The sequence below is a fragment of the Klebsiella sp. 1SOBk5mer genome (genome assembly GCF_046603115.1).
GTDB classification, from domain to species: Bacteria; Pseudomonadota; Gammaproteobacteria; order Enterobacterales; family Enterobacteriaceae; genus Klebsiella; species Klebsiella quasipneumoniae.
In genome coordinates this window covers 726,426-746,881 of record NZ_JBKIUU010000001.1, presented here as the reverse complement: position 1 = coordinate 746,881, position 20,456 = coordinate 726,426, and the positions used below count along the sequence as shown (strand labels likewise).

The following is a 20,456-nucleotide window of genomic DNA, read 5'->3' as shown; positions in this document are numbered from 1 at the left end:
ATGCAAAATACCTCCATCGTCGCCTTTCGTCGCGGCTACCGCCTGCAGTGGGAAGCCGCCCAGGAGAGCCATGTGATCCTCTATCCGGAGGGAATGGCCAAACTCAATGAGACCGCCGCGGCGATCCTCGAGCTGGTGGATGGCCGGCGCGACGTCGCGGCGATTATCGCCATGCTCAACGACCGCTTCCCGGAAGCCGGGGGCGTTGATGACGACGTCATCGAGTTCCTGCAGATAGCCTGTCAACAGAAGTGGATCACCTGCCGTGAGCCAGCGTAAACCCGCCGTCAATCCGCCGCTGTGGCTGCTGGCGGAGCTAACCTATCGCTGCCCGCTGCAGTGCCCCTACTGTTCGAATCCGCTGGACTTCGCCCAACAGGAAAAAGAGCTGACCACCGAACAATGGATCGAGGTTTTTCGCCAGGCGCGGGCGATGGGCAGCGTACAGCTGGGCTTTTCCGGCGGCGAGCCGCTGACGCGTAAAGATCTGCCGGAGCTGATCCGCGCCGCGCGCGACCTCGGGTTTTATACTAACCTGATCACCTCCGGGATAGGGCTGACGGAGAGCAAACTCGACGCCTTCAGCGAGGCCGGGCTGGACCATATCCAGATTAGCTTCCAGGCCAGCGATGAAGTGCTCAACGCCGCGCTGGCCGGCAACAAAAAAGCCTTCCAGCAGAAGCTGGCGATGGCCAGAGCGGTGAAAGCGCGCGACTATCCGATGGTGCTCAACTTCGTTCTGCACCGGCACAACATCGATCAGCTGGATAAAATTATCGCGCTGTGCATTGAGCTGGAAGCGGATGACGTTGAGCTGGCCACCTGCCAGTTCTACGGTTGGGCGTTCCTCAATCGCGAGGGGCTGCTGCCGACCCGGGAGCAGATCGCCCGCGCCGAACAGGTGGTCGCCGACTACCGGCAGAAAATGGCCGCCAGCGGCAACCTCACCAACCTGCTGTTTGTCACCCCGGACTATTACGAAGAGCGGCCGAAAGGCTGCATGGGCGGCTGGGGATCGATTTTCCTCAGCGTCACCCCGGAAGGCACCGCCCTGCCGTGCCACAGCGCGCGCCAGCTGCCGGTTACGTTTCCGTCGGTGCTGGAGCAGAGTCTGGAGTCGATCTGGTATGACTCGTTCGGCTTCAATCGCTACCGCGGGTATGACTGGATGCCGGAGCCGTGCCGCTCCTGTGATGAAAAAGAGAAAGACTTCGGCGGCTGCCGCTGCCAGGCCTTTATGCTGACCGGCAGCGCCGATAACGCCGACCCGGTGTGCAGCAAATCCCCGCATCATCACAAAATCCTCGACGCCCGGCGCGAAGCGGCCTGCAGCGAGATAAAAGTCAGCCAGCTGCAGTTCCGCAACCGGGCCAGCTCGCAGCTGATCTACAAAACCCGGGACCTGTAATGACGCTGGCGACCCGCACCGTCACGCTGCCGGGCGGCCTGCAGGCCACCCTGGTCCATCAGCCGCAGGCCGAACGCGCGGCGGCCCTGGCGCGGGTCGCCGCCGGCAGCCACCACGACCCCTCGCGCTTCCCCGGGCTGGCGCACCTGCTGGAACACCTGTTGTTTTACGGCGGTGAGCGCTACCGGGATGATGACCGGCTGATGGGCTGGGTGCAGCGCCAGGGCGGAAGCGTGAATGCCACCACCCTGGCCCGCCATAGCGCGTTCTTTTTCGAGGTCGCCGCCGATGGTCTGGCTGACGGTGTCGCGCGTCTACAGGAGATGCTGCAGGCGCCGCGGCTGCTCAGGGAAGATATTCAGCGCGAAGTGGCGGTGATTGACGCCGAGTACCGCCTTATCCACCAGCATGAGCCGTCGCGCCGGGAAGCCGCCGTTCGTCACGCCGCCAGCGCGCCCGCGGCGTTTCGCCGCTTTCAGGTAGGCAGCGCCGACGCGCTGGCGGGCGATCTCCCTGCGCTGCAGGCGGCCTTACGCGATTTTCACCACACCCATTACGTCGCCCGGCGGATGCAGCTCTGGCTGCAGGGGCCGCAGTCGCTGGAGGCGCTCGGCGAGCTGGCGGTCCGTTTCGCCGCCGGGCTTGCCGCAGGCGAGGCTCCGCCGCCGGCGCCGCCGCTGCGCCTGGACGAGACCACTGAACTGCAGCTGGCGGTCGACGCCCGGCCCGCCCTGTGGCGCTGTCCGCTGATCGCCTTAAGTGACAACGTCACCTTACTGCGCGAGTTTTTGCTCGATGAAGCCCCCGGCAGCCTGATGGCCGGGCTGCGCCAGCGTGGTCAGGCGCAAGAGGTAGCGCTGAACTGGCTGTATCAGGATCGGCACCTCGGCTGGCTGGCGCTGGTCTTCGCCAGCGACCAGCCGGAACAGGTCGACCGGCAGATAACCCACTGGCTGCAGACGCTACAGCGGACGACGCCAGACCAGCAGCAACACTACTATCAGCTGTCCCGGCGCCGTTTTCAGGCGCTGTCGCCCCTCGATCAGCTGCGCCAGCGGGCATTCGGCTTTGCCCCCGGCGCGCCGCCCGTCGGGTTCGCCGATTTTTGCGCCGCCCTGCAGGCCGCCCCTACGGTCAGCCTGGCCTGCCAGACCCTTTCCCCAGGGGAGCCTGTTGCCACCCAGGGCTTTAGCCTTCCGCTCAGCCGCTGGTGCCGCCGCCCGGTCACTGCCCCTGCGCTGAAATTCGCTTTTTATCCGCAAGCGGCTGGCGGCCTCGTGGCCGAAAGTCCGGCGCAAGCCGCGCCGCTGCTCCACCTCCCGTCACCGGGAGAGCCGCCGAGGCTCCTGCTCCGACCGCCCTTCTCCTGCTCGCCCACTCAGGCCGAGGGGTTGGCGCGCGGGGAACAGCTGCGCCCGCTGCTCGCCGCGCTGCGCCACGCCGGGGGCCACGGCGAGTGGCATCGCTTCGACGGCAGCTGGCAGCTGTTCCTGCAGTTGCCAGCTGCCGGCCGGCGGCCGGAGGCTATTCTGCAGGCCATCGTGCGGCAGCTCGCGCTCCCGGCCGACCCGCTGACCCCGCCGCCGGAGAGTATTGCTATCCGTCATCTCATGGCCCAGCTCCCCGAACGGTTGGCCACATCAGAGCATCAGGCTGGTTGGCTGGCGGCCCTGGCCGGCGGCAGCGCGGAGGATGCGCGGTGGGTCGCGCGCCAGCTGAGCCTGCTTACCGTCCCGGTCAACCCGCCGGGCAGCCTCCCCGGCCCCTGCCGGCGCGGCGTCGAACGGCTGGCTTTCCCCGGGGGCGATACGGCGCTGCTGGTCTTTATTCCGCTGCCGGATGGCGCCTCGCTGGCGGCTCTGCGGGTGCTGGCGCAGCGCTGTGAACCGCTCTTCTTCCAGCGCATGCGGGTAGAGCAGCAGATTGGCTATGTGGTGAGCTGCCGCTATCAGCGCGTCGCCGATCGCGACGGGCTGCTGATGGCGCTCCAGTCCCCGGATCGCCGCGCCGTGGAACTGCTGCGCTGTTGCAAAACCTTTCTGCGCCAGCTGCCGCCGCTGGATGAGGCGGCCTTCAGGCCGCTACAGCAGCGCCTGGCCGCACAGGTCCGCGCCCGGACGCCGCCCGAGGCGCAGGCGCTGGTCGCCCTGCGTCAGAAGTATGCTTTACCGGAGCTGACGGCGCAGGCGGCTGACGCGCTGCGCGTCGAAGCGGTCGTTGACCTGGCCCACGAGATGTCCCGCCGGCGTCGCCGCTGGCGGGTGCTGTTCACTGCAGGGGATTAATGGCCGGGTGCATCAGGGGGCAGAAAGGCGCTGACGAAGCGCGTGAGGATTGCCGCGGCCTGCGGGCTCTCCTGAACCTCATCGTATAACCGCTGCGGGTCGATGCCCTCTGCCTGCAGCACCGCCTCCCGGTAGCGGATCAGCGTGCGGGCAATCGGCGCGGTGAACTCCGGGTGAAACTGCGTGGAGACCGCATGCGGCCCGTAGCGCACGATCTGGTGGGGGTCGTGTGCGGACGCGGCCAGCACCGTGGCCCCCTCCGGCAGGCGGGTAATGGTTTGCATATGGCTCAGATGCGCGGGAAAGGCGGCCGGCAGGTCCCGGAGCAGCGGGTCGTCGACACCCCACGGCGATAGCGAAACGGTTTGGCTGCCGCTTTCCCGTCCGGCTGGATGATACGCCACCTCGCCACCCAGGGCATGAGCCATCAGCTGATGGCCATAGCAAACGCCGAACAGCGGCATGCCGATAGCCACCGCCTGACGGATCCAGTCGGCGGTCCGTTCGCTCCACGCCAGGCGGTCGGAAACCATCGCCCAGGAGCCGGTCAGCACCGCCACCGTCTGGCGATCCGGCGCCGGCAGCGGCTCGTCCTCAAACACCCGTACCGCGGTGAGCTGCGCCTGCCATGGCGCCAGCAGCGTGCGGAACCAGCGCGGCAGATCGCCATGCTCCTCGCGGATGGCTGCCGGGGGCGTCCCGGTCTGAACCAGCAATAATCGCTTACGTGTCACCCTTCCTCCTCACTCGTCATGTTCCTTAAAAATACTATGCCGCCGGGAAGATAAGGGGACAAATAACCAATTTCTATGAACGATGCGCCTGCGGAATAAGTCCTGCCGCTTACTGGGCGTCCGCGCTCTCCCGCTGCGGCACGTCGGCGGCCGCCGCCGGCGCCTGCTGCGGGACAAAAATATGGTCCAGGATGGCGCGCGCCGTCGGTCCGGCCACCACCCCGTCCCCGCCGCCGTTCTCCAGGATCAGCGCCATCGCCACCTTCGGATGCTGATAAGGGGCAAACAGGGTATAGAAAATGTGGTCGCGCAGACGCACCGGGATCATTTTGGCGTTATAGGTCTGGTTTTGCTTCAGACTGAACACCTGCGAGGTCCCGGACTTTGCCGCAATCTGATACGGCGCGGTATGGAACAGTTTATAGCCGGTGCCGTTGGGCAGATTCGCCATCCCATACATGCCGTTGCGCACAATGCCCCAGTACGGGGATTTCGGATCGCCGACCTGCGGCAGGTTCGCCGGCTGCTGATAACGTTCCACATGATTGCCCTGCTTCATCGAATAGAGCAGATGCGGATCCTGCACCTTGCCGTTGTTAAGCAGCGTGGTGAGCGCTTTCACCATCTGGATGGGAGTGGCGATCCAGTATCCCTGGCCGATGCCGACGGAGATGGTATCCCCCTGATACCAGGGCTTTTTATGCACCCGCTGCTTCCACGCCCGGCTCGGCAGCACCCCGGCATACTCCTCATTGAGATCGATGCCGGTAGACTGGCCGTAGCCGAACTTGCTCAGCCACTCATGGATCCGGTCGATACCCATCTCGAAGGCAACCTGGTAGAAAAAGGTGTCTGCGGACTCTTCAATGGCTTTGGTGACGTTGAGCATGCCGTGGCCGGTTTTCAGCCAGTCGCGATAGCGGCGTTGCGTGCCCGGCAGCGTCCACGTCGGCGCCCCGAAGAAGGTGGTATTCGGCGTGATCACGCCCGCGGAGAGCGCCGAGAGCGCCATATAGGGCTTCACCGTCGAGGCCGGGGGATACAGCCCCTGGGTGACACGGTTGATTAACGGTCGGTCGGGGTTATCCAGCAGCGATTTATAGGCCTGATAGCCGATGCCTTTGACGAACGGGTTAGGATCGTAGCTGGGGCTGGAGACCATCGCCAGTACCCCGCCATCACGAGGATCGACCACCACCACCGCCGCGCGCTGCCCCTTCAGCACCGACTCAATATACTGCTGCAGGTGCAGGTCAAGGGTCAGGTAGAGGTTTTTCCCGGCCACCGGCGGTACCTCTTTCAGCAGACGTACCACCCGGCCGTGGTTATCCACCTCCACCTCCTGGTAGCCGGTGGTGCCGTGGAGCGCTTTTTCGTAATACCCTTCGATCCCCTGCTTGCCGATATTGTGGTCGGCAGCATAGTTCTCCTCTTCACCGTCTTTCGCCAGCCGCTGCAGGTCGCTGTCGTTGATTTTCGACACATAGCCCACCACGTGCGCCAGCTCTGCGCCGTAGGGGTATTCACGCTGCTGGTAGCTCTCCACCGTCACCCCGGGGAAACGGAATTCGTTGACCGCGAAGCGGGCCACCTCTACGTCGCTGAGGTCGGACTTGAGGGTAACCGCTTTATAGCGGCTGCTGTGGTGCATATCGTCGCGGAAACTGGCGATGTCGTCCGGCGTCAGGTCGACAATCGGCGTCAGGCTTTGCAGCAGCGCGGCCATATCGGGAATTTTGCTCGGGATCACCTGCAGGCGATACAGGGTAATATTCTGCACCAGCGGAATGCCGTTGCGATCGAATATCAGCCCGCGGCTGGGGGCGATGGGCAACATTTTGATATCGTTTTGGTTGGAGCGGGTCTGGTAGAAATCGTGCTGCTCCACCTGCAGATGGTAGAGGTTGAAAATCAGCACGCCAAAGCAGACCACCACCAGCAGAAAGGCGATTGCGGCCCGGCGGATAAACAGCATCTCTTCCGCGGAGTGGTCGCGAATTTCATCTCTCAAAAGGGGCATTAGCGGTACATCACCTGGATCACGGGAAAAACCAACGGCGTAACGGCCGGGAAGCATAGCCTTATCGCGGCGTTAGCCCTACTGAAAGGTTGCTAATGATCTGGCAGAAATGTTTCAGCATGTTAGAGCGTGGAGAGCCTTGCGCAGTGTGAGAAAGGCATCAGGGCGCGAGGTTGGCCAGCGACAGGTCTCGCTGGCTCCCCTTTCCCCGGTAAACCCGGTTATTTTCTGGCCTCAAAAGCGATCTTAACCGCCATCCCGGCCAGTACCGTCGCCATCAGCCAGCGTTGAAATTGTTGCCAGCCCGGCCGCCGACCAAGAAAAAGCGCCACCTGCCCGGCCAGCAAGATAATCAGGCCGTTCACCGCCACGCTGATTAATACCTGGGTACAGCCTAATATCAACGACTGGCTGAGCACGCTGCCGAGTCCGGGGGTGATAAATTGCGGCAGCAGGGACAAATACAGGATGGCAACTTTGGGGTTCGCCAGGCTGGTGATAAATCCCATCAGAAACAGCTTACGTCCACTGTCGGCGGGTAAGTCGCGCACCGCGAATATCGGCCGCCCTCCCGGTTTAATCGCCTGCCACGCCAGATAGAGCAAATAAGCGACCCCGCACAAACGCAATGCATCGTAGGCGTAAGGGACCGCGAAAACCAACGCGGTAATGCCGAAAGCGGCACACAACATATAGAAGAAAAAACCCACGGCCACCCCGGCAAGGGAGATAAAGCCAGCACGTTTTCCCTGGCAAATCGAACGCGAAGTGAGATACATCATATTGGGGCCAGGGGTTAACACTAACCCCAGCGCCACCGCGGCAAAGGCCATTAAAGAAGCTAATTCAGGCATAACTTATCTCCAGATAGCGGTAATGCCCAGGCGCGCGGCGACGTTGACCATGCTCCCCAACAGTATTCTGTCTTTAGCGCCAGTCACATGGTGTCTAAGTATTAGCTTATTCTGCGTTTGCCAACAACCCCTGCGTCGGGCATTCGTTACGCTCGCGCAGCGGAAAACCCTCATCCTTTTCTCATAGTAAAATTGTCATATCTCAAACAATTAGCATTCCTTCTGCCCGTTTGACACAGATCGTTTCCTTTGCCGTCTCGTTACGACTATGGTTAATGATGAGGTTTATTTTTTACCCCTGGACCGCCAGGGCATATAAGAGGGTGTTTCGCCCTTCGTTGAACGGAATTAGCTATTAAATCCGTAGACTCATTCAAATATCGCTTATTGGTAGCAGTGTATATCGTAACGGCATTCACAAAAGCAAACGGAGCCTGATATGAGCACGTCTAACGACCCATCCAACAACGCATCCGCCGGAAAGTGCCCTTTCCACGCCGAGACGCCCAAGCAGAGCGCCGGCAGCGGCACCGGCAACCGCGACTGGTGGCCTAACCAGCTGCGTGTCGATCTGCTAAACCAGCACTCCAGTCGTTCCAACCCGTTGGGTGAGGATTTTAACTACAGGGAAGAGTTTAAAAAGCTCGATTACTCCGCGCTGAAGGCTGACCTCAGAGCGCTGCTGACCGATTCGCAAGAGTGGTGGCCGGCAGACTGGGGCAGCTATATCGGTCTGTTTATTCGTATGGCCTGGCACGGCGCCGGCACCTACCGCACCGTTGACGGTCGCGGCGGCGCGGGTCGTGGACAGCAGCGCTTTGCGCCGCTGAACTCCTGGCCTGATAACGTCAGCCTCGATAAGGCCCGCCGTCTGCTGTGGCCGGTGAAACAGAAATATGGCCAGAAAATCTCCTGGGCCGATCTTTACATGCTGGCGGGTAACGTGGCGCTGGAAAACGCCGGCTTCCGCACCTTTGGCTTCGGCGCCGGCCGTGAAGATGTCTGGGAACCGGATCTGGACGTCGATTGGGGCGATGAGAAAGAGTGGCTGGCCCACCGTCACCCGGAAAGCCTGGCGAAACAGGCCATCGGCGCCACCGAAATGGGGCTAATCTACGTTAACCCGGAAGGCCCTAACGCCAGCGGCGAGCCGCTGTCCGCCGCGGCGGCCATTCGCGCCACCTTCGGCAATATGGCGATGGACGATGAAGAGATTGTCGCGCTGATCGCCGGCGGCCACACCCTGGGTAAAACCCACGGCGCAGCCGAGACCAGCCACGTCGGCGCCGAGCCGGAAGCCGCCCCGCTGGAAGCTCAGGGTCTGGGCTGGCACTCCAGCTACGGCAGCGGCGCAGGCGCGGATGCCATCACCTCCGGTCTGGAAGTGGTCTGGACGCAGACGCCCACCCAGTGGAGCAACTACTTTTTCGAGAACCTGTTTAAATACGAATGGGTGCAGACCCGCAGCCCGGCGGGCGCTATCCAGTTCGAAGCCAAAGACGCGCCGGAAATTATCCCGGATCCGTTTAACCCGGGTAAAAAGCGCAAACCGACCATGCTGGTCACCGACCTGACCCTGCGCTTCGACCCGGAGTTTGAGAAGATCTCCCGTCGCTTCCTCAACGATCCGCAGGCCTTTAACGAGGCGTTCGCCCGGGCGTGGTTCAAGCTGACCCACCGCGATATGGGGCCGAAATCCCGTTACCTCGGGCCGGAAGTGCCGAAAGAAGATCTCATTTGGCAGGATCCGCTGCCGGCGGCGACCCATCAGCCGAGCGCGGACGACATCGCCAGCCTGAAAACCGCCATCGCCGGCGCCGGCCTGTCGGTGAGTGAACTGGTGTCGGTCGCCTGGGCCTCCGCCTCCACCTTCCGCGGCGGTGATAAGCGCGGCGGCGCCAACGGCGCGCGTCTGGCGCTGGCCCCGCAGAAAGACTGGCCGGTCAATGCTATCGCCAGTCGGGTGCTGCCGACCCTGCAGGCGATCCAGCGCGCCTCCGGCAAAGCGTCACTGGCCGATATCATCGTGCTGGCTGGCGTGGTCGGCGTGGAGCAGGCGGCGGCGGCGGCCGGCGTCAGCGTCAACGTGCCGTTTACTCCAGGCCGCGTCGACGCCCTGCCTGAGCAGACCGACGTCGAGTCGTTTGACCTGCTGCAGCCGCTGGCGGATGGCTTCCGCAACTACCGTCGCATCGAGGGCGGTGTGTCGACGGAAACGCTGCTGATCGATAAAGCGCAGCAGCTGACCTTAACCGCTCCGGAGATGACGGTTCTGGTGGGTGGACTGCGCGTGCTGGGCGCCAACTACGACGGCAGCAAACACGGGGTGTTTACCGACCGCGTCGGCGTGCTCAGCAATGACTTCTTCGTCAACCTGCTGGATATGGCCACCGTCTGGAAAGCGGCCGATGATCGGGCGGAGCTGTTTACCGGCAGCGACCGTAAAACCGGCGAAGCGAAGTACAGCGCCACCCGCGTGGATCTGGTGTTTGGCTCCAACTCGGTCCTGCGCGCGCTGGCGGAAGTCTACGCCTGCGCCGACGGGCAGCAGAAGCTGGTGCATGACTTTGTCGCCGCCTGGACCAAGGTTATGAACCTCGACCGTTTCGACCTGTGATCCCCTCGCTCCGGCACCCGCCGGGGCGTTTTTTTATACCGCCCGCGGCAGCTGTTGCAGGCGGCTCCGCGTTCGCTGAATATCCTCCAGTTCCACCCCGGCCACCAGCGTCTCCAGGTCGCAGCGGGTCACCAGCAGCAGGCGGATCTGCTTTTCATACAGCACATCAATCACGTTGATAAAGCGCTGCTGGGCCGCCGGCCCTACCGTGGCCAGCGGCGGCACCTCGTCCAGCAACCAGACGGCATAACGTTCGCTGAGCGCCAGATAGTCCATCACCGCCGTGGCGGCCTGGCAGAGTAGGGCAAAAGAGAAATGGAGCAAGTCGGGTGACGCCGCGGCCGCCTGCAGCGTGCGATAGCCTACCGCCAGCGGAACCGGTTCGGCAGGCAGCGAGGGCAGATCGTACAGCTGACGCTGTTGTTCGCTCGGGTTAACCCATAGCCGCCCGCTGCAGAAGGCGTTATCCTGGCTCAGGTGCCGTTCGCGATAATCTTCCTCGCCGTTAAGCGCGACGACCGCCAGGTGGGCGCGGATCAGCGCGATCGACGGTAAAAAGCGATCGTGATACAGCGGATTAAGCAGCAGCATCTCCGGCGGGTAGTTAGAGGTTGCCAGCAGCACGATGCCCCGTTGAAAAAGGTGTTCCAGCAGCGCCTTTATCAGCATGGCGTCGCCGGGGTCGTGAAGATGAAATTCGTCAAAGCACAGCAGACGGCAGCCGGAGGTCATCTGCATCATCACCGCCTGCAGGCCGGGCGCGCCGGGGGCATTCAGCCGCTGATGCAGTTCGCGGAAGAAGTGATGAAAATGGACCCGACGCCTGGCGGCGAGCGGCAGGCTGGCAAAAAAGTGGTCGAGAATAAAGCTTTTCCCTCGCCCGGTGCGTCCCCAAACGTACAGTCCCTGCGGCGTGCCGGGCGCGGACAATAGCTGCTGACCCAGGGCGTCGAGGCGGGCGATGAGCGACAGCTGATCGTCGTCCAGCGTCAGACGGGCACGCGCCGCCTGCTCGGCCATCACGCGGGTAAAGCGAAAATCAGCCGTCGTCATAGTCTGGCCAGATTCCGACGACACACATCCATTATTTAACATTCTTATAACCTCCGGCAGGAGGCCATTCTAGCCGCTTTCCCGCGGGTTGGCGAATCGCGCGGCGAGCGGCCATGTCTGCTGCCCCGCCGCCTGTCTCTACGCTTCTCCGACGCGCCAGTGTACCGAGGTGACGTTCTGCTGGCCGGCCACCTGCGCCATAATCTGCGCCAGCGTTTTGTGATGCTGCTTATTGCTAATCAGCTCCGCGCAAATCTCCAGCTGATCCGCCGTATCTGCCGCCGCCGACTGCACCCCCTGCAGGGTGAACCTCTGCTGCTGAGCAATATTCAGCAGCAGCTGACGCACGGCTTTTTCATGCTCGCGTAAACAGGTGACGCGCAAGATATAGCGTTTCTCTTCGTCTCCGGCGCCCGGCAAGGCATGAATGCGCTGCGCCGCTTCGCGGAGCAGGATATTAGCGCACAGAATAATCAGCGTCGCCGCCGTCGCGTTCCAGAACTGTCCCAGGCCGCAGAGGACACCGATACCGGCCGAGCACCACAGGGTGGCGGCGGTATTGAGGCCGCGAACGTTCATGCCATCGCGCATAATCACTCCCGCCCCAAGGAAGCCGATACCGGAGACGATCTGCGCCGCAATGCGCCCTGGGCTGTCCGGCGACGCCGACATCGCGCTAAGAATAAACACCGCCGCGCCGGTGGCCACCAGCGCATTGGTCCGCAAGCCGGCCATACGTTGCCGCCACTGTCTTTCCGCGCCGATCAGCGCTCCCAGCAGCATCGCCGCAAGTAAATGTGTCATATAAGGAAATACCATCGCGCCTTCCTCCAGATAACAGAAATCCAAAAATTATTGATGTCGCGCTCAGCCACGCGGGGCAATTAGCGGGCGGGTGATGGTGGAGGAAATAAGCTGGTGGGAAACAGAAACATAACGGTGCCTCTCGCGTACGGTCGCGAATCACTACATTAAGGGAGGCAATCCGATAATCAAAGATTGCTGCCCGCCGGTTCGGCAAGCAGCGAAAACAGTCGCGTTAGCTTGCCGGAGAATAACAATAAGGATGACTGTCCAACGCATGACTCCTGTATGAAAGTGGGCACATTATAGCCCGGCGTAATAGCGGGTAAAGCGGGAAAACGCCGCCGGTGAGGATTCGTTTACTCTGTCTGGCCTGGGCCCTGGGCAGCGCGATAACGCCAGGCGGGGAACATTGCCGCCCACGGTGATTTACTTCAATTCTTCCCCTGGCGTGCGGCGAAAAGCAGCATGAATCTCAACTTTCCTCCTGTACGGCGCGATCTTGCGCTAAAGATTGCCGTTAACGCTGAAGATTAAAAATTTAAAACTATTAACAATCACTTAACATTAGCAGGCAAACCATTCTTCCTGAGGAACACAACACCATGTCTACCACCCAGGTTCTCGGCGAAACGCCCTATGCTTCGCCAGGACAACCGCACGCCAGCTTAACCGGACGCATTGACGCGCTGCCCGCCTCCTTCGGGTTATGGTCGTTTATCACCCTGCTCTCCCTCGGCGGCTTCTTCGAGCTCTACGACTTGTTCCAGACCGGGTACATCAGCGCGGGCCTGCTGGCGGAGGGTATTTTCCACACCGGCGCGGCGGGGATCTTTGGCATCGCCGATCAGGCGGCCTTTGCCTCCGCCACCTTTATGGGGCTGTTTATCGGCGCGAGCCTGCTGGCGCCGCTGGCGGACAAGCTGGGACGCCGCCTGACCTTTATGGTGGCGCTCGCCTGGTACGGCTTTTTCTCGCTGCTGATGGCGACCCAGAGCAGCGCGGAAGGGGTGATCTTCTTCCGCTTTATGGTGGGAATCGGCCTCGGCATTGAGCTGGTGACCATTGATACTTACCTCAGCGAATGGGTCCCTACCCACCTGCGCAATAAAGCCTTCGCCTTTGCCTTCTTTATCCAGTTTCTGTCGGTTCCGGCGGTGGCGCTGATGTCCTGGATATTGGTGCCAACCACCCTCTTCGGCCTCAGCGGCTGGCGCTGGGTGATCATCTTCGGCGCGCTGTTCTCGCTGGCAATCTGGTTTATCCGCAAAAAACTGCCGGAGTCAGCCCGCTGGCTGGAAACCAAAGGGCGGCATGATGAGGCGCATGCGGTGATGTGCGCGATGGAAGCCCGCTGCGGCCTGACGCCGTCGCCGAAGCATGCGCAGGCGGCGGAGAGCGTCGTCAAACGCGGCACCTTCCGCGAAATCTGGGCGCCGCAGTATCGGCAGCGCACCCTGATGCTGATGGTGATGAATTTCTTCCAGGCGATCGGTTTCTTCGGCTTTGGCAACTGGCTGCCGGCATTGCTCTCCGGTCAGGGCGCCAGCATTACCCACAGTCTGCTGTACGCCTTCTTTATCACCCTCGCCTATCCGCTGGGCTGCCTGTTCTGCACTCGCTTCGTGCATCGCTTTGAGAACAAGTGGCAGATCGTCCTCTCCGCGCTGATGACCGTGATCTTCGGCACCCTGTTTGCCCTGCAGAACAGTCCGGTTCTGCTGGTGATCTGCGGGTTTATGATCACCTGGTCCAACGCCTGGCTGACCATCAGCTACCACGCCTACCAGGCCGAGGTCTTCCCGACCCATATTCGCGCCCGCGCCGTCGGCTTCTGCTACTCGTTCAGCCGGCTCTCGACCGCGGTGACCAGCATCCTGATCGGCATTATTCTGCAATATGCCGGCACGCCGGGGGTGATTAGCTTTATCGTCGTCAGTATGCTGATGGTGATGCTGTCGGTGGGGATCTTCGGCCCGAGAACCCGGGGCATTCGACTGGAGAATATCTGAGGCTGGCCTCAGCCAAAAATCCCCTGCGCCTCGGCGAAGCATTTTTCCGCCAGCGTCGAGACCGGCTCCTGCTGGCGCATAATCAGCGCCAACTGCGAATCGACCTGGCTTTCGGCGATGGGCAGGATGTCAAGATTGTCGCTGAGGGCTTCCAGGCCGTTGTTGAGCGGCATGATGGCGCAGCAGATCCCCGCCTGCACCGCCTGGATAATCTGAAACGTCGAATCGCTTTCAAAGACAGACTTCGGCGTTAGCCCTTTGGCCTTAAAGCTGATTTCAATGGATTCCCGGTAGTACATTCCCTTGGTCAGAAAGCCAAGGGGCAGCGTCGCCAGCGTATCCCACCCCGGCGTCCCGTCGCTGAAGTCGAAATGGCGTTTATCGTGCAACAGTCCCATCCGGGTTTGCGGCAGCCGGGCGATCTTAAACAGACGTTCATCCAGATGCTGCAGGTAACAGATCCCCAGGTCCAGCTGGTTGCGGCTGACGCCATCGATAATCTGCTCCGAGGTCATTGACAGCAGGCTGAACTGCAGCGCCGGGTATTTCTCTGCGAGAGGTTTAATCAGCTGCATCGGATTGAGGCTCGCCAGCGGCACCATGCCAACCCGCAGTTGACCGACCATCTGTCCGCGACAAATGGCCGCCTCCGCCGCCAGACCGTCATGGGCGGCAAGCACCGCCCGCGCCCAGGCCAGGATCCGCTCCCCCTCCGGGGTAAAACCCTCGAAGCGCTGGCCGCGCTGGATAAGGGTCAGGTTCAGCTCCTCTTCCAGATTACGAATGCGCATGGAGAGGGTCGGCTGGGTAATATGGCAGGCTGCCGCCGCCTGGCCAAAATGGCGCGTCTGATCGAGCGCGATCAAATATTTGAGTTGCTTAATGTCCATTCTTTTTCCCGTTTGAACCCCGCCGTTCACCCCCGGGGCCGCGCACAGGTTACCAGAATGTTAGTTTCATAACCGATAAATTCAAGCGAGGAGACGAGGGGGCGACGGGCGCAGGACGGCGCGACGCCGCCCAACGCCCTCCTTCTTTAACGCACACCGGACAGCGGGCGGATCTCTTTCGAGCGCAGCGTCAGGCGGACAGGGACCGACTTATAGGAGGGCGTTCCGCTCTCTTCATCCAGATAGTTCAGCGGCACCAGCACGTTGGCTTCCGGATAATAGGCGCCGACGGTGCCGGGCGCGATGCCGTAGGCCACCACCGTGATATCTCTGAGCGTCAGCGAGCTGCCCGGCAGCGCAGTGTGGATATCGACCCGATCGCCATGCTCCAGACCCTGGTCGGCCATATCCTGCTCGTTCATAAACAGCACGTCGCGGCGGCCGAAGACGCCGCGGTAGCGGTCATCCATAGCGTAGATGGTGGTGTTGTACTGGTCGTGGCTGCGCAGGGTCACTAAGCGCATCACCTCCTCGCCCTCCACCACCACGTTCTCATGCACACCTTTGAAAACCGAGAACATGGCTTTGCCGGTGGCGGTAGGCCAGATGCGCTCGGTCGGCGGCAGCGGCATGCGAAAGCCCCCGGGGTGGCGAATGCGCTGGTTATATTTCTCGAACCCCGGAATGGTCTGTTCGATCAGCTCCCGAATACGGTCGTAATCTTCCACCAGATACAGCCAGTCCACTTTGCTGGCCGGCAGAGTGGCCTTCGCCAGACCGGCGACAATCGCCGGCTCCGAACGCAGCGTCGGCGAGGCGGGCTTTAGCTTGCCTGACGAGGCATGCACCATCGACATCGAATCCTCGACGGTGATCGACTGTCGACCGCTGGCCTGCAGGTCAAGCTCGGTGCGGCCAAGGCACGGCAGAATAAAGGTCTCTTTCGCCGTCAGCAGGTGCGAGCGGTTGAGCTTGGTGCCGACGTGCACGCTGAGCTCAAGGCCGCGCATCGCCGGGAAGGCGCGTTCGTGATCCGGCATCGCCACGGCGAAGTTGCCCCCGAGGCAGATCAGGGCTTTGGCGTCGCCGGCGATCATGGCCTCCAGCGCCTTCACCGCATCGTGACCATGATGCCGCGGCGGCGTGATCCCCATCACCCGCTGCAGGCTGTCGAGGAAGGCCGCGGAAGGTTTTTCGCTGATCCCAACGGTGCGGTTTCCCTGCACGTTAGAGTGGCCGCGCAGCGGACAGATGCCGGCCCCCGGCTTGCCGATATTGCCGCGCATCAGCAGCAGGTCGGCAATCAGCCGGACGTTGGAAGTGCCTTTATTATGCTGAGTGATCCCCATGCCGTAGGTGACGATGGTGGCCCTGGATTTGGCGTAGGCCACGGCGACCTGGGTCAGCGACTCGCGCGTCAGGCCGGACTCCTGCTCAATGTCCTGCCAGCGGGTGGCGTGCAGATCCTCGGCGAAGGCGGCGAACCCCTGGGTATGTTGCGCAATAAACGCGTGGTCGAGCACCTGGCCCTGCTCCTCCTCCAGCTGCAGCAGCGCTTTGGCGATCCCTTTCAGCGCCGCCGCGTCGCCGCCGGCCCGCACCTGGTAGTAGGTCGAGGCGATCGGCGTCGAGCGATATGTCGCCATCTCCATCACGTTCTGCGGGTCGGCAAAACGCTCCAGCGCCCGCTCACGCAGCGGATTAAAAACGATAATCGGCACGCCGCGGCGGGAAAGCTCATGCAGGGTGCCCATCATCCGCGGGTGGTTGGTGCCCGGATTATGGCCGATAGAGATCACCAGCTCGGTCTGGTCAAAGTCGTCGAGGGAAACGGTGCCTTTGCCAATGCCGATCGACTGCGGCAGGCCCACGCTGGTGGATTCATGGCACATGTTAGAGCAGTCGGGAAAGTTATTGGTGCCATACTCGCGGGCAAAAAGCTGAAACAGCCATGCCGCTTCATTGGAGGCCCGTCCGGAGGTGTAGAATTCAACTTCATCCGGCTGCAGGCCGCGAAGGATCTCGCCGATACGGGCGAAAGCCTCTTCCCACGCCACCGGGCGCAGCGTGTCGCTGGCGCGGTCGTAAACCAAAGGATGGGTTAAGCGGCCATAGCCCTCCAGTTCAAAATCGCTTTTCGCCAGCAGGGAGGTCACGGTGTTAGCCGCGAGGAACGCTGGCGTCACCCGTTTGGTGGTCGCCTCCCAGGTCACAGCTTTGGCGCCGTTTTCGCAAAACTGAAAAGTGGATTTATGCTCTTTATCCGGCCAGGCGCAGCCCGGGCAATCGAAGCCGTCAGGCTGGTTGGTTCGCAGCAGCGTGGCGGGCGCTTCAAAGGCATCCATCTGGGTACGCACGGCGATGGCCGTCGCCTTCAACGCGCCCCACCCGCCTGCCGGACCGTCATAAGGGTGAACACCGGGAACCGCGCGTCTTTTATTGGTCATCTTTTTACTCCTGCTGCTCTGTTCTGGCCGCCGCCGGCGGAAAAAAAGCGTGCGACGACCCCGGCGACGAGGCGTGGTGTGCGCGGCGTCACCTGATAAGAATGCTGTTTCTCAAGGATAGTACGATGGGAAAGCGTAGGTACTGCGTTTGTTAACCGAATAATAACATACACCACAAATCTGTATAATTGATGTTATCTATCGGGTGTTAAATTTAACTTATTTGCAAATTTTGCTTTTATCGCCCCCTCCGCGCGGCGGGTCGCATGGGCGCGGGAAAGTGATGACCGGGCAGCGGAAACTGCCCGGTGCGCAGGGGCTCAGGTCAGGTTGAAGTACCGGTCCGGACGCAGCGTCTCCGGCAGCGGATGTTGACCGGTCATGTCGAGCAGATTGCGCTCAATGGTATTGCACATCGCGTTCAGCGGCAGGTCGTTGGCGGCGGTGCCGAAGGGATCCTCCAGCTCTTCCGCCAGTGAATCCCACGACAAAAAGGTGTAGGAGATAAAGACCGAGACAAACGGCGTCATGTAGTGCAGATCCCCGACCAGGGCGAACGGCAGCAGCGTGCAGAACAGATACACGGTGCGCTGTAGGATCAGGGTATAGGCGAACGGCACCGGGGTGCTGGCCAGCCTTTCGCAGCCGCCCAGCACGTGCGCCAGCTCATCGAGTTTGTTGTCCATCAGCCCATAGGTGATGTCGCTAAGCTTGCCCGCCTCGCGCAGCTGGCCGATTTCGTTGCCGACCAGCAGCAGGATCCGGTTGGTAGGCATTGAGCTGGCGAGGATCTCCGCCACCTGGTCCGCCGGCAGCAACCGCCGCAGGTCAGCCGTCGGATCGGTTTTGCGCAGCTGATGCTTCAGGCTCCAGCTAAAAGCCACCAGATAGCTGACGATGCGGCGATGGGCATCGTGTTCGGCCGGCAGGATATTGCGCAACTGGCGAACCAGCGTACGTTCGGCGATAAGCACCGTCCCCCACAGATTGCGCGCCTCGACGAAGCGGCTGTAGCTGGCGCTGTTGCGAAAGCCGAGGAAAATCGCTATCGCGATCCCCAGCAGGCTGAACGGCGCCACCGTTAAGTGGATCCCCCACTGCGCGTACCATTGATAGCTGATAATGGCGATGATGGACATCAGCACATTAAGCAGCAGACGAAAGATGATTTTTGACAGCACGGAGCCGTGCCAGTCAAATAGGCGAAGAAACCAGTGTTGTTCTGGCCGAATGATCATTGTCTGACTTCCTGAATTACCGCTCTGGTTATTATCTCTAAATAAAAAATAGAGAGTATCGATGAACCGATTGGTTTATTTTATCGTTAACTGCAACGGGCAGATCTGCGCCATAATTTAGCGATGGTCATGGCCGGCTCAGTATGAGCCTTATTTATCGTTCGGGCAATCAAAGTGCGAACGGGTGGCGCGAGGAATAATGGCTCAGAGGTTAAATAACCGCTGAGCCAGTCTGTTTTCCGCTTATGACGTCAGACAGTTTGCCTCCCCCGGCGAACCGGCAACCGCCGCGCTGGGATCGAGATGCACCATCACATTGAGCACCGGATGGTGCGCTATGACCCGCGCCCGCGCCTGCCGGGCAATCTGATGCCCTTCGGCTACCGACAGCTCTCCCGCCACCTCGAGATGGACATCCACCAGCACCAGATCCCCCGCCTTACGGGTTTTCAAATCGTGCAGACCCGCCACGCCCGGCGTGGCCCGCAGCGTGCCGGCGATCGCCCGCTGCGTCTCTTCATCGACGGCGCGGTCCATTAAATCGTGCAGCGCGGTGGCGGCGAAACGATAGCCCATCCGCGTAATCACCAGCCCCACCGCCAGCGCGGCGAGCGGATCGAACCAGGCAAACCCGGCCAGATTACCGATAATCCCCAGCGCCACTACCAGGGATGACGCGGCGTCCGAGCGGGCATGCCAGGCGTTGGCGATGAGCAACGAGGAGTTCAGCCGCCTGGCGGCCGCCAGCATATAGCGAAACAGTCCCTCTTTGACCACCAGCGCCGTCAGCGCCATCCACAGCGCCACGCTGTGCACCGGCGCAATCGTCTGCGGTTGCGCGAGATGACCCGCTGCAGACCACAGCATACCGACCCCGACCAGCGCCAGGATCGCGCCGAGGATCAGAGAGGCGCCGTTCTCATAGCGCCAGTGGCCATAATGGTGATCGTGGTCAGAGGGCCGGCGACTCTTTTTATTCGCCACCAACACAACGCCATCGGCGAGCAGATCGGAAAAAGAGTGCATTCCATCGGCAATTAACCCCTGGGAACCCGAGAATATTCCCACCGCAATCTGCAACGCGGAGAGAAAAATATTGACCACCACGCTAACCAGGGTACTCTTTCGCGCCTGCTCCGAACGCTGATGATATTTATTATCATTTTCAAAATTATGTTGTGTCATTATTTCTCTCCCTCAGTGAGCGGGAAGAATAAACTGACAAGCTAAGTTTATGCTTAACAATATAAAAGCCATTGCCTTGCGGTTTAACGAATTCGCTGCGGTCGTTAATGAATAGATTCTGAAAGTGTGGCCGGAGAGGTACAACCGCGCGCGGATGGACTATCTTATCACTGGCGCCGACAGGTCGGGCCGCCTTCTCTTAGCCACCACAGGAGTCAGCGATGTCAGATATCACACCCTCCCGGCTGCGTTTTGCCATTAATCTGGGCAATGCGGTACTGGCCCATCCTGGCGAAAGGGGCGTGCCGACAGGCATTACCCCCGAGCTCAGCCATCGACTGGCGAAGCGCTGGGGCGTCGCCGCCGAGTTCGTCACCTATCCTGCCGCCGGTAAAGTGGTGGCCGACGCCGGCGGCGAACGCTGGGATATTGCCTTTCTGGCCATCGATCCGGCACGGGAGGCGACCCTGCGCTTTACCTCTCCCTATATCACCATCCAGGGAACCGCGCTGGTGAGAGCCGGTTCGCCCTGCCAGAGCGTGGCCGATATGGATCGCCCGGCAACCACGATTAACGTCGGGCAAAACGCCGCCTACGATCTGTGGCTAACCCGCCATCTGCAGCACGCCAGCCTGAATCGTCTCCCCTCCTCGCAGGAGGCCATCGACGCCTTCCTCGCCGGTGAAGGGGATATGGTCGCCGGCATCCGTCAGCCACTGGAGGCGACAGCGCGCCGCCATCCGGGGGTGCGGGTCCTGGCGGATAATTTTACCGAGATCCAGCAGGCCATCTGCGTCGCCCGGGAAGACGTGGCCCGCTTTAGCGCGGTGAACGACGCGTTGAACGAATGGCGAGCGGACGGTAGCCTGGAGGCGCTGATTGCCCGGCACCTGAGCGAGGCGGGCTGAA

General features: G+C 61.5%; 15 protein-coding genes and 1 riboswitch. Of the genes, 6 read left to right on the top strand and 9 right to left on the bottom strand.

Annotated elements, in window-relative coordinates; translation table 11 throughout:
- The 3 genes from pqqD to pqqF are packed head-to-tail and all read left to right on the top strand — an operon-like array spanning position 1 to position 3,693.
- On the top strand, positions 1–279 hold the full coding sequence (gene pqqD / locus ACLH1U_RS03685; RefSeq protein ID WP_032452961.1) for a pyrroloquinoline quinone biosynthesis peptide chaperone PqqD: 279 nt from the start codon (positions 1–3) through the stop codon (positions 277–279).
- Positions 266–1,408, top strand: a complete 1,143-nt coding sequence (gene pqqE / locus ACLH1U_RS03680; RefSeq protein ID WP_023289798.1) for a pyrroloquinoline quinone biosynthesis protein PqqE — start codon at positions 266–268, stop codon at positions 1,406–1,408. The genes pqqD and pqqE overlap by 14 nt, the downstream gene beginning before the upstream one ends.
- Positions 1,408–3,693: a pyrroloquinoline quinone biosynthesis protein PqqF gene (pqqF, locus tag ACLH1U_RS03675; RefSeq protein ID WP_411299063.1), complete on the top strand. Its 2,286-nt coding sequence runs from the start codon at positions 1,408–1,410 to the stop codon at positions 3,691–3,693. Before pqqE ends, pqqF begins: the two co-directional genes overlap by 1 nt.
- On the opposite strand, the gene ACLH1U_RS03670 is transcribed toward pqqF, so the two are convergent.
- The 3 genes from ACLH1U_RS03670 to ACLH1U_RS03660 form a co-directional block, all read right to left on the bottom strand.
- Positions 3,690–4,427 carry a glutamine amidotransferase gene (locus tag ACLH1U_RS03670; RefSeq protein ID WP_102002906.1) on the bottom strand — a complete coding sequence of 246 codons (738 nt, stop codon included), beginning with the start codon at positions 4,425–4,427 and terminating at the stop codon, positions 3,690–3,692. The genes pqqF and ACLH1U_RS03670 overlap by 4 nt on opposite strands.
- A gap of 109 nt (positions 4,428–4,536) precedes the next feature.
- Complete coding sequence (gene mrdA, locus ACLH1U_RS03665) at positions 4,537–6,447, bottom strand: penicillin-binding protein 2 (protein ID WP_032452966.1); 1,911 nt, start codon at positions 6,445–6,447, stop codon at positions 4,537–4,539.
- 221 nt (positions 6,448–6,668) lie between these two features.
- On the bottom strand, positions 6,669–7,301 hold the full coding sequence (locus ACLH1U_RS03660) for a LysE family translocator (RefSeq protein ID WP_023289802.1): 633 nt from the start codon (positions 7,299–7,301) through the stop codon (positions 6,669–6,671).
- 17 nt (positions 7,302–7,318) lie between these two features.
- Positions 7,319–7,398, bottom strand: a riboswitch (ZMP/ZTP riboswitch).
- 342 nt (positions 7,399–7,740) lie between these two features.
- Between ACLH1U_RS03660 and katG the strand changes: the two genes are divergently transcribed.
- Positions 7,741–9,918, top strand: coding sequence for a catalase/peroxidase HPI (katG, locus tag ACLH1U_RS03655; RefSeq protein ID WP_044523422.1), 2,178 nt, complete (start codon positions 7,741–7,743; stop codon positions 9,916–9,918).
- A gap of 33 nt (positions 9,919–9,951) precedes the next feature.
- Here katG and zapE read toward each other — a convergent pair whose 3' ends face one another.
- Positions 9,952–11,013, bottom strand: a complete 1,062-nt coding sequence (zapE, locus tag ACLH1U_RS03650; protein WP_411299061.1) for a cell division protein ZapE — start codon at positions 11,011–11,013, stop codon at positions 9,952–9,954.
- A gap of 96 nt (positions 11,014–11,109) precedes the next feature.
- The gene (locus ACLH1U_RS03645; protein ID WP_411299060.1) at positions 11,110–11,790 is read right to left on the bottom strand and encodes an MgtC family protein; all 681 of its coding nucleotides are present in this window, start codon (positions 11,788–11,790) and stop codon (positions 11,110–11,112) included.
- A gap of 590 nt (positions 11,791–12,380) precedes the next feature.
- Here ACLH1U_RS03645 and ACLH1U_RS03640 point away from each other — a divergent pair.
- On the top strand, positions 12,381–13,787 hold the full coding sequence (locus tag ACLH1U_RS03640) for an MFS transporter (protein WP_023289806.1): 1,407 nt from the start codon (positions 12,381–12,383) through the stop codon (positions 13,785–13,787).
- 8 nt (positions 13,788–13,795) lie between these two features.
- Here ACLH1U_RS03640 and ACLH1U_RS03635 read toward each other — a convergent pair whose 3' ends face one another.
- The 4 genes from ACLH1U_RS03635 to ACLH1U_RS03620 all read right to left on the bottom strand — a co-directional run bounded on the left by ACLH1U_RS03635 (position 13,796) and on the right by ACLH1U_RS03620 (position 19,547).
- On the bottom strand, positions 13,796–14,677 hold the full coding sequence (locus ACLH1U_RS03635; protein ID WP_023289814.1) for a LysR family transcriptional regulator: 882 nt from the start codon (positions 14,675–14,677) through the stop codon (positions 13,796–13,798).
- A 146-nt stretch (positions 14,678–14,823) separates the two neighbouring features.
- Entirely contained in the window at positions 14,824–17,124 is a 2,301-nt protein-coding gene (locus ACLH1U_RS03630; protein ID WP_032452976.1) for an FdhF/YdeP family oxidoreductase, read from the bottom strand.
- A gap of 320 nt (positions 17,125–17,444) precedes the next feature.
- Positions 17,445–18,362 (bottom strand): bestrophin family protein, encoded by a 918-nt coding sequence (locus tag ACLH1U_RS03625; protein ID WP_117132240.1) that lies wholly within the window; start codon positions 18,360–18,362, stop codon positions 17,445–17,447.
- A 243-nt stretch (positions 18,363–18,605) separates the two neighbouring features.
- Positions 18,606–19,547 (bottom strand): cation diffusion facilitator family transporter, encoded by a 942-nt coding sequence (locus ACLH1U_RS03620; protein WP_121936034.1) that lies wholly within the window; start codon positions 19,545–19,547, stop codon positions 18,606–18,608.
- Between the two features lie 221 nt (positions 19,548–19,768).
- Between ACLH1U_RS03620 and ACLH1U_RS03615 the strand changes: the two genes are divergently transcribed.
- Entirely contained in the window at positions 19,769–20,455 is a 687-nt protein-coding gene (locus tag ACLH1U_RS03615; protein ID WP_110212326.1) for an ABC transporter substrate-binding protein, read from the top strand.
- Position 20,456 lies beyond the last annotated feature (1 nt).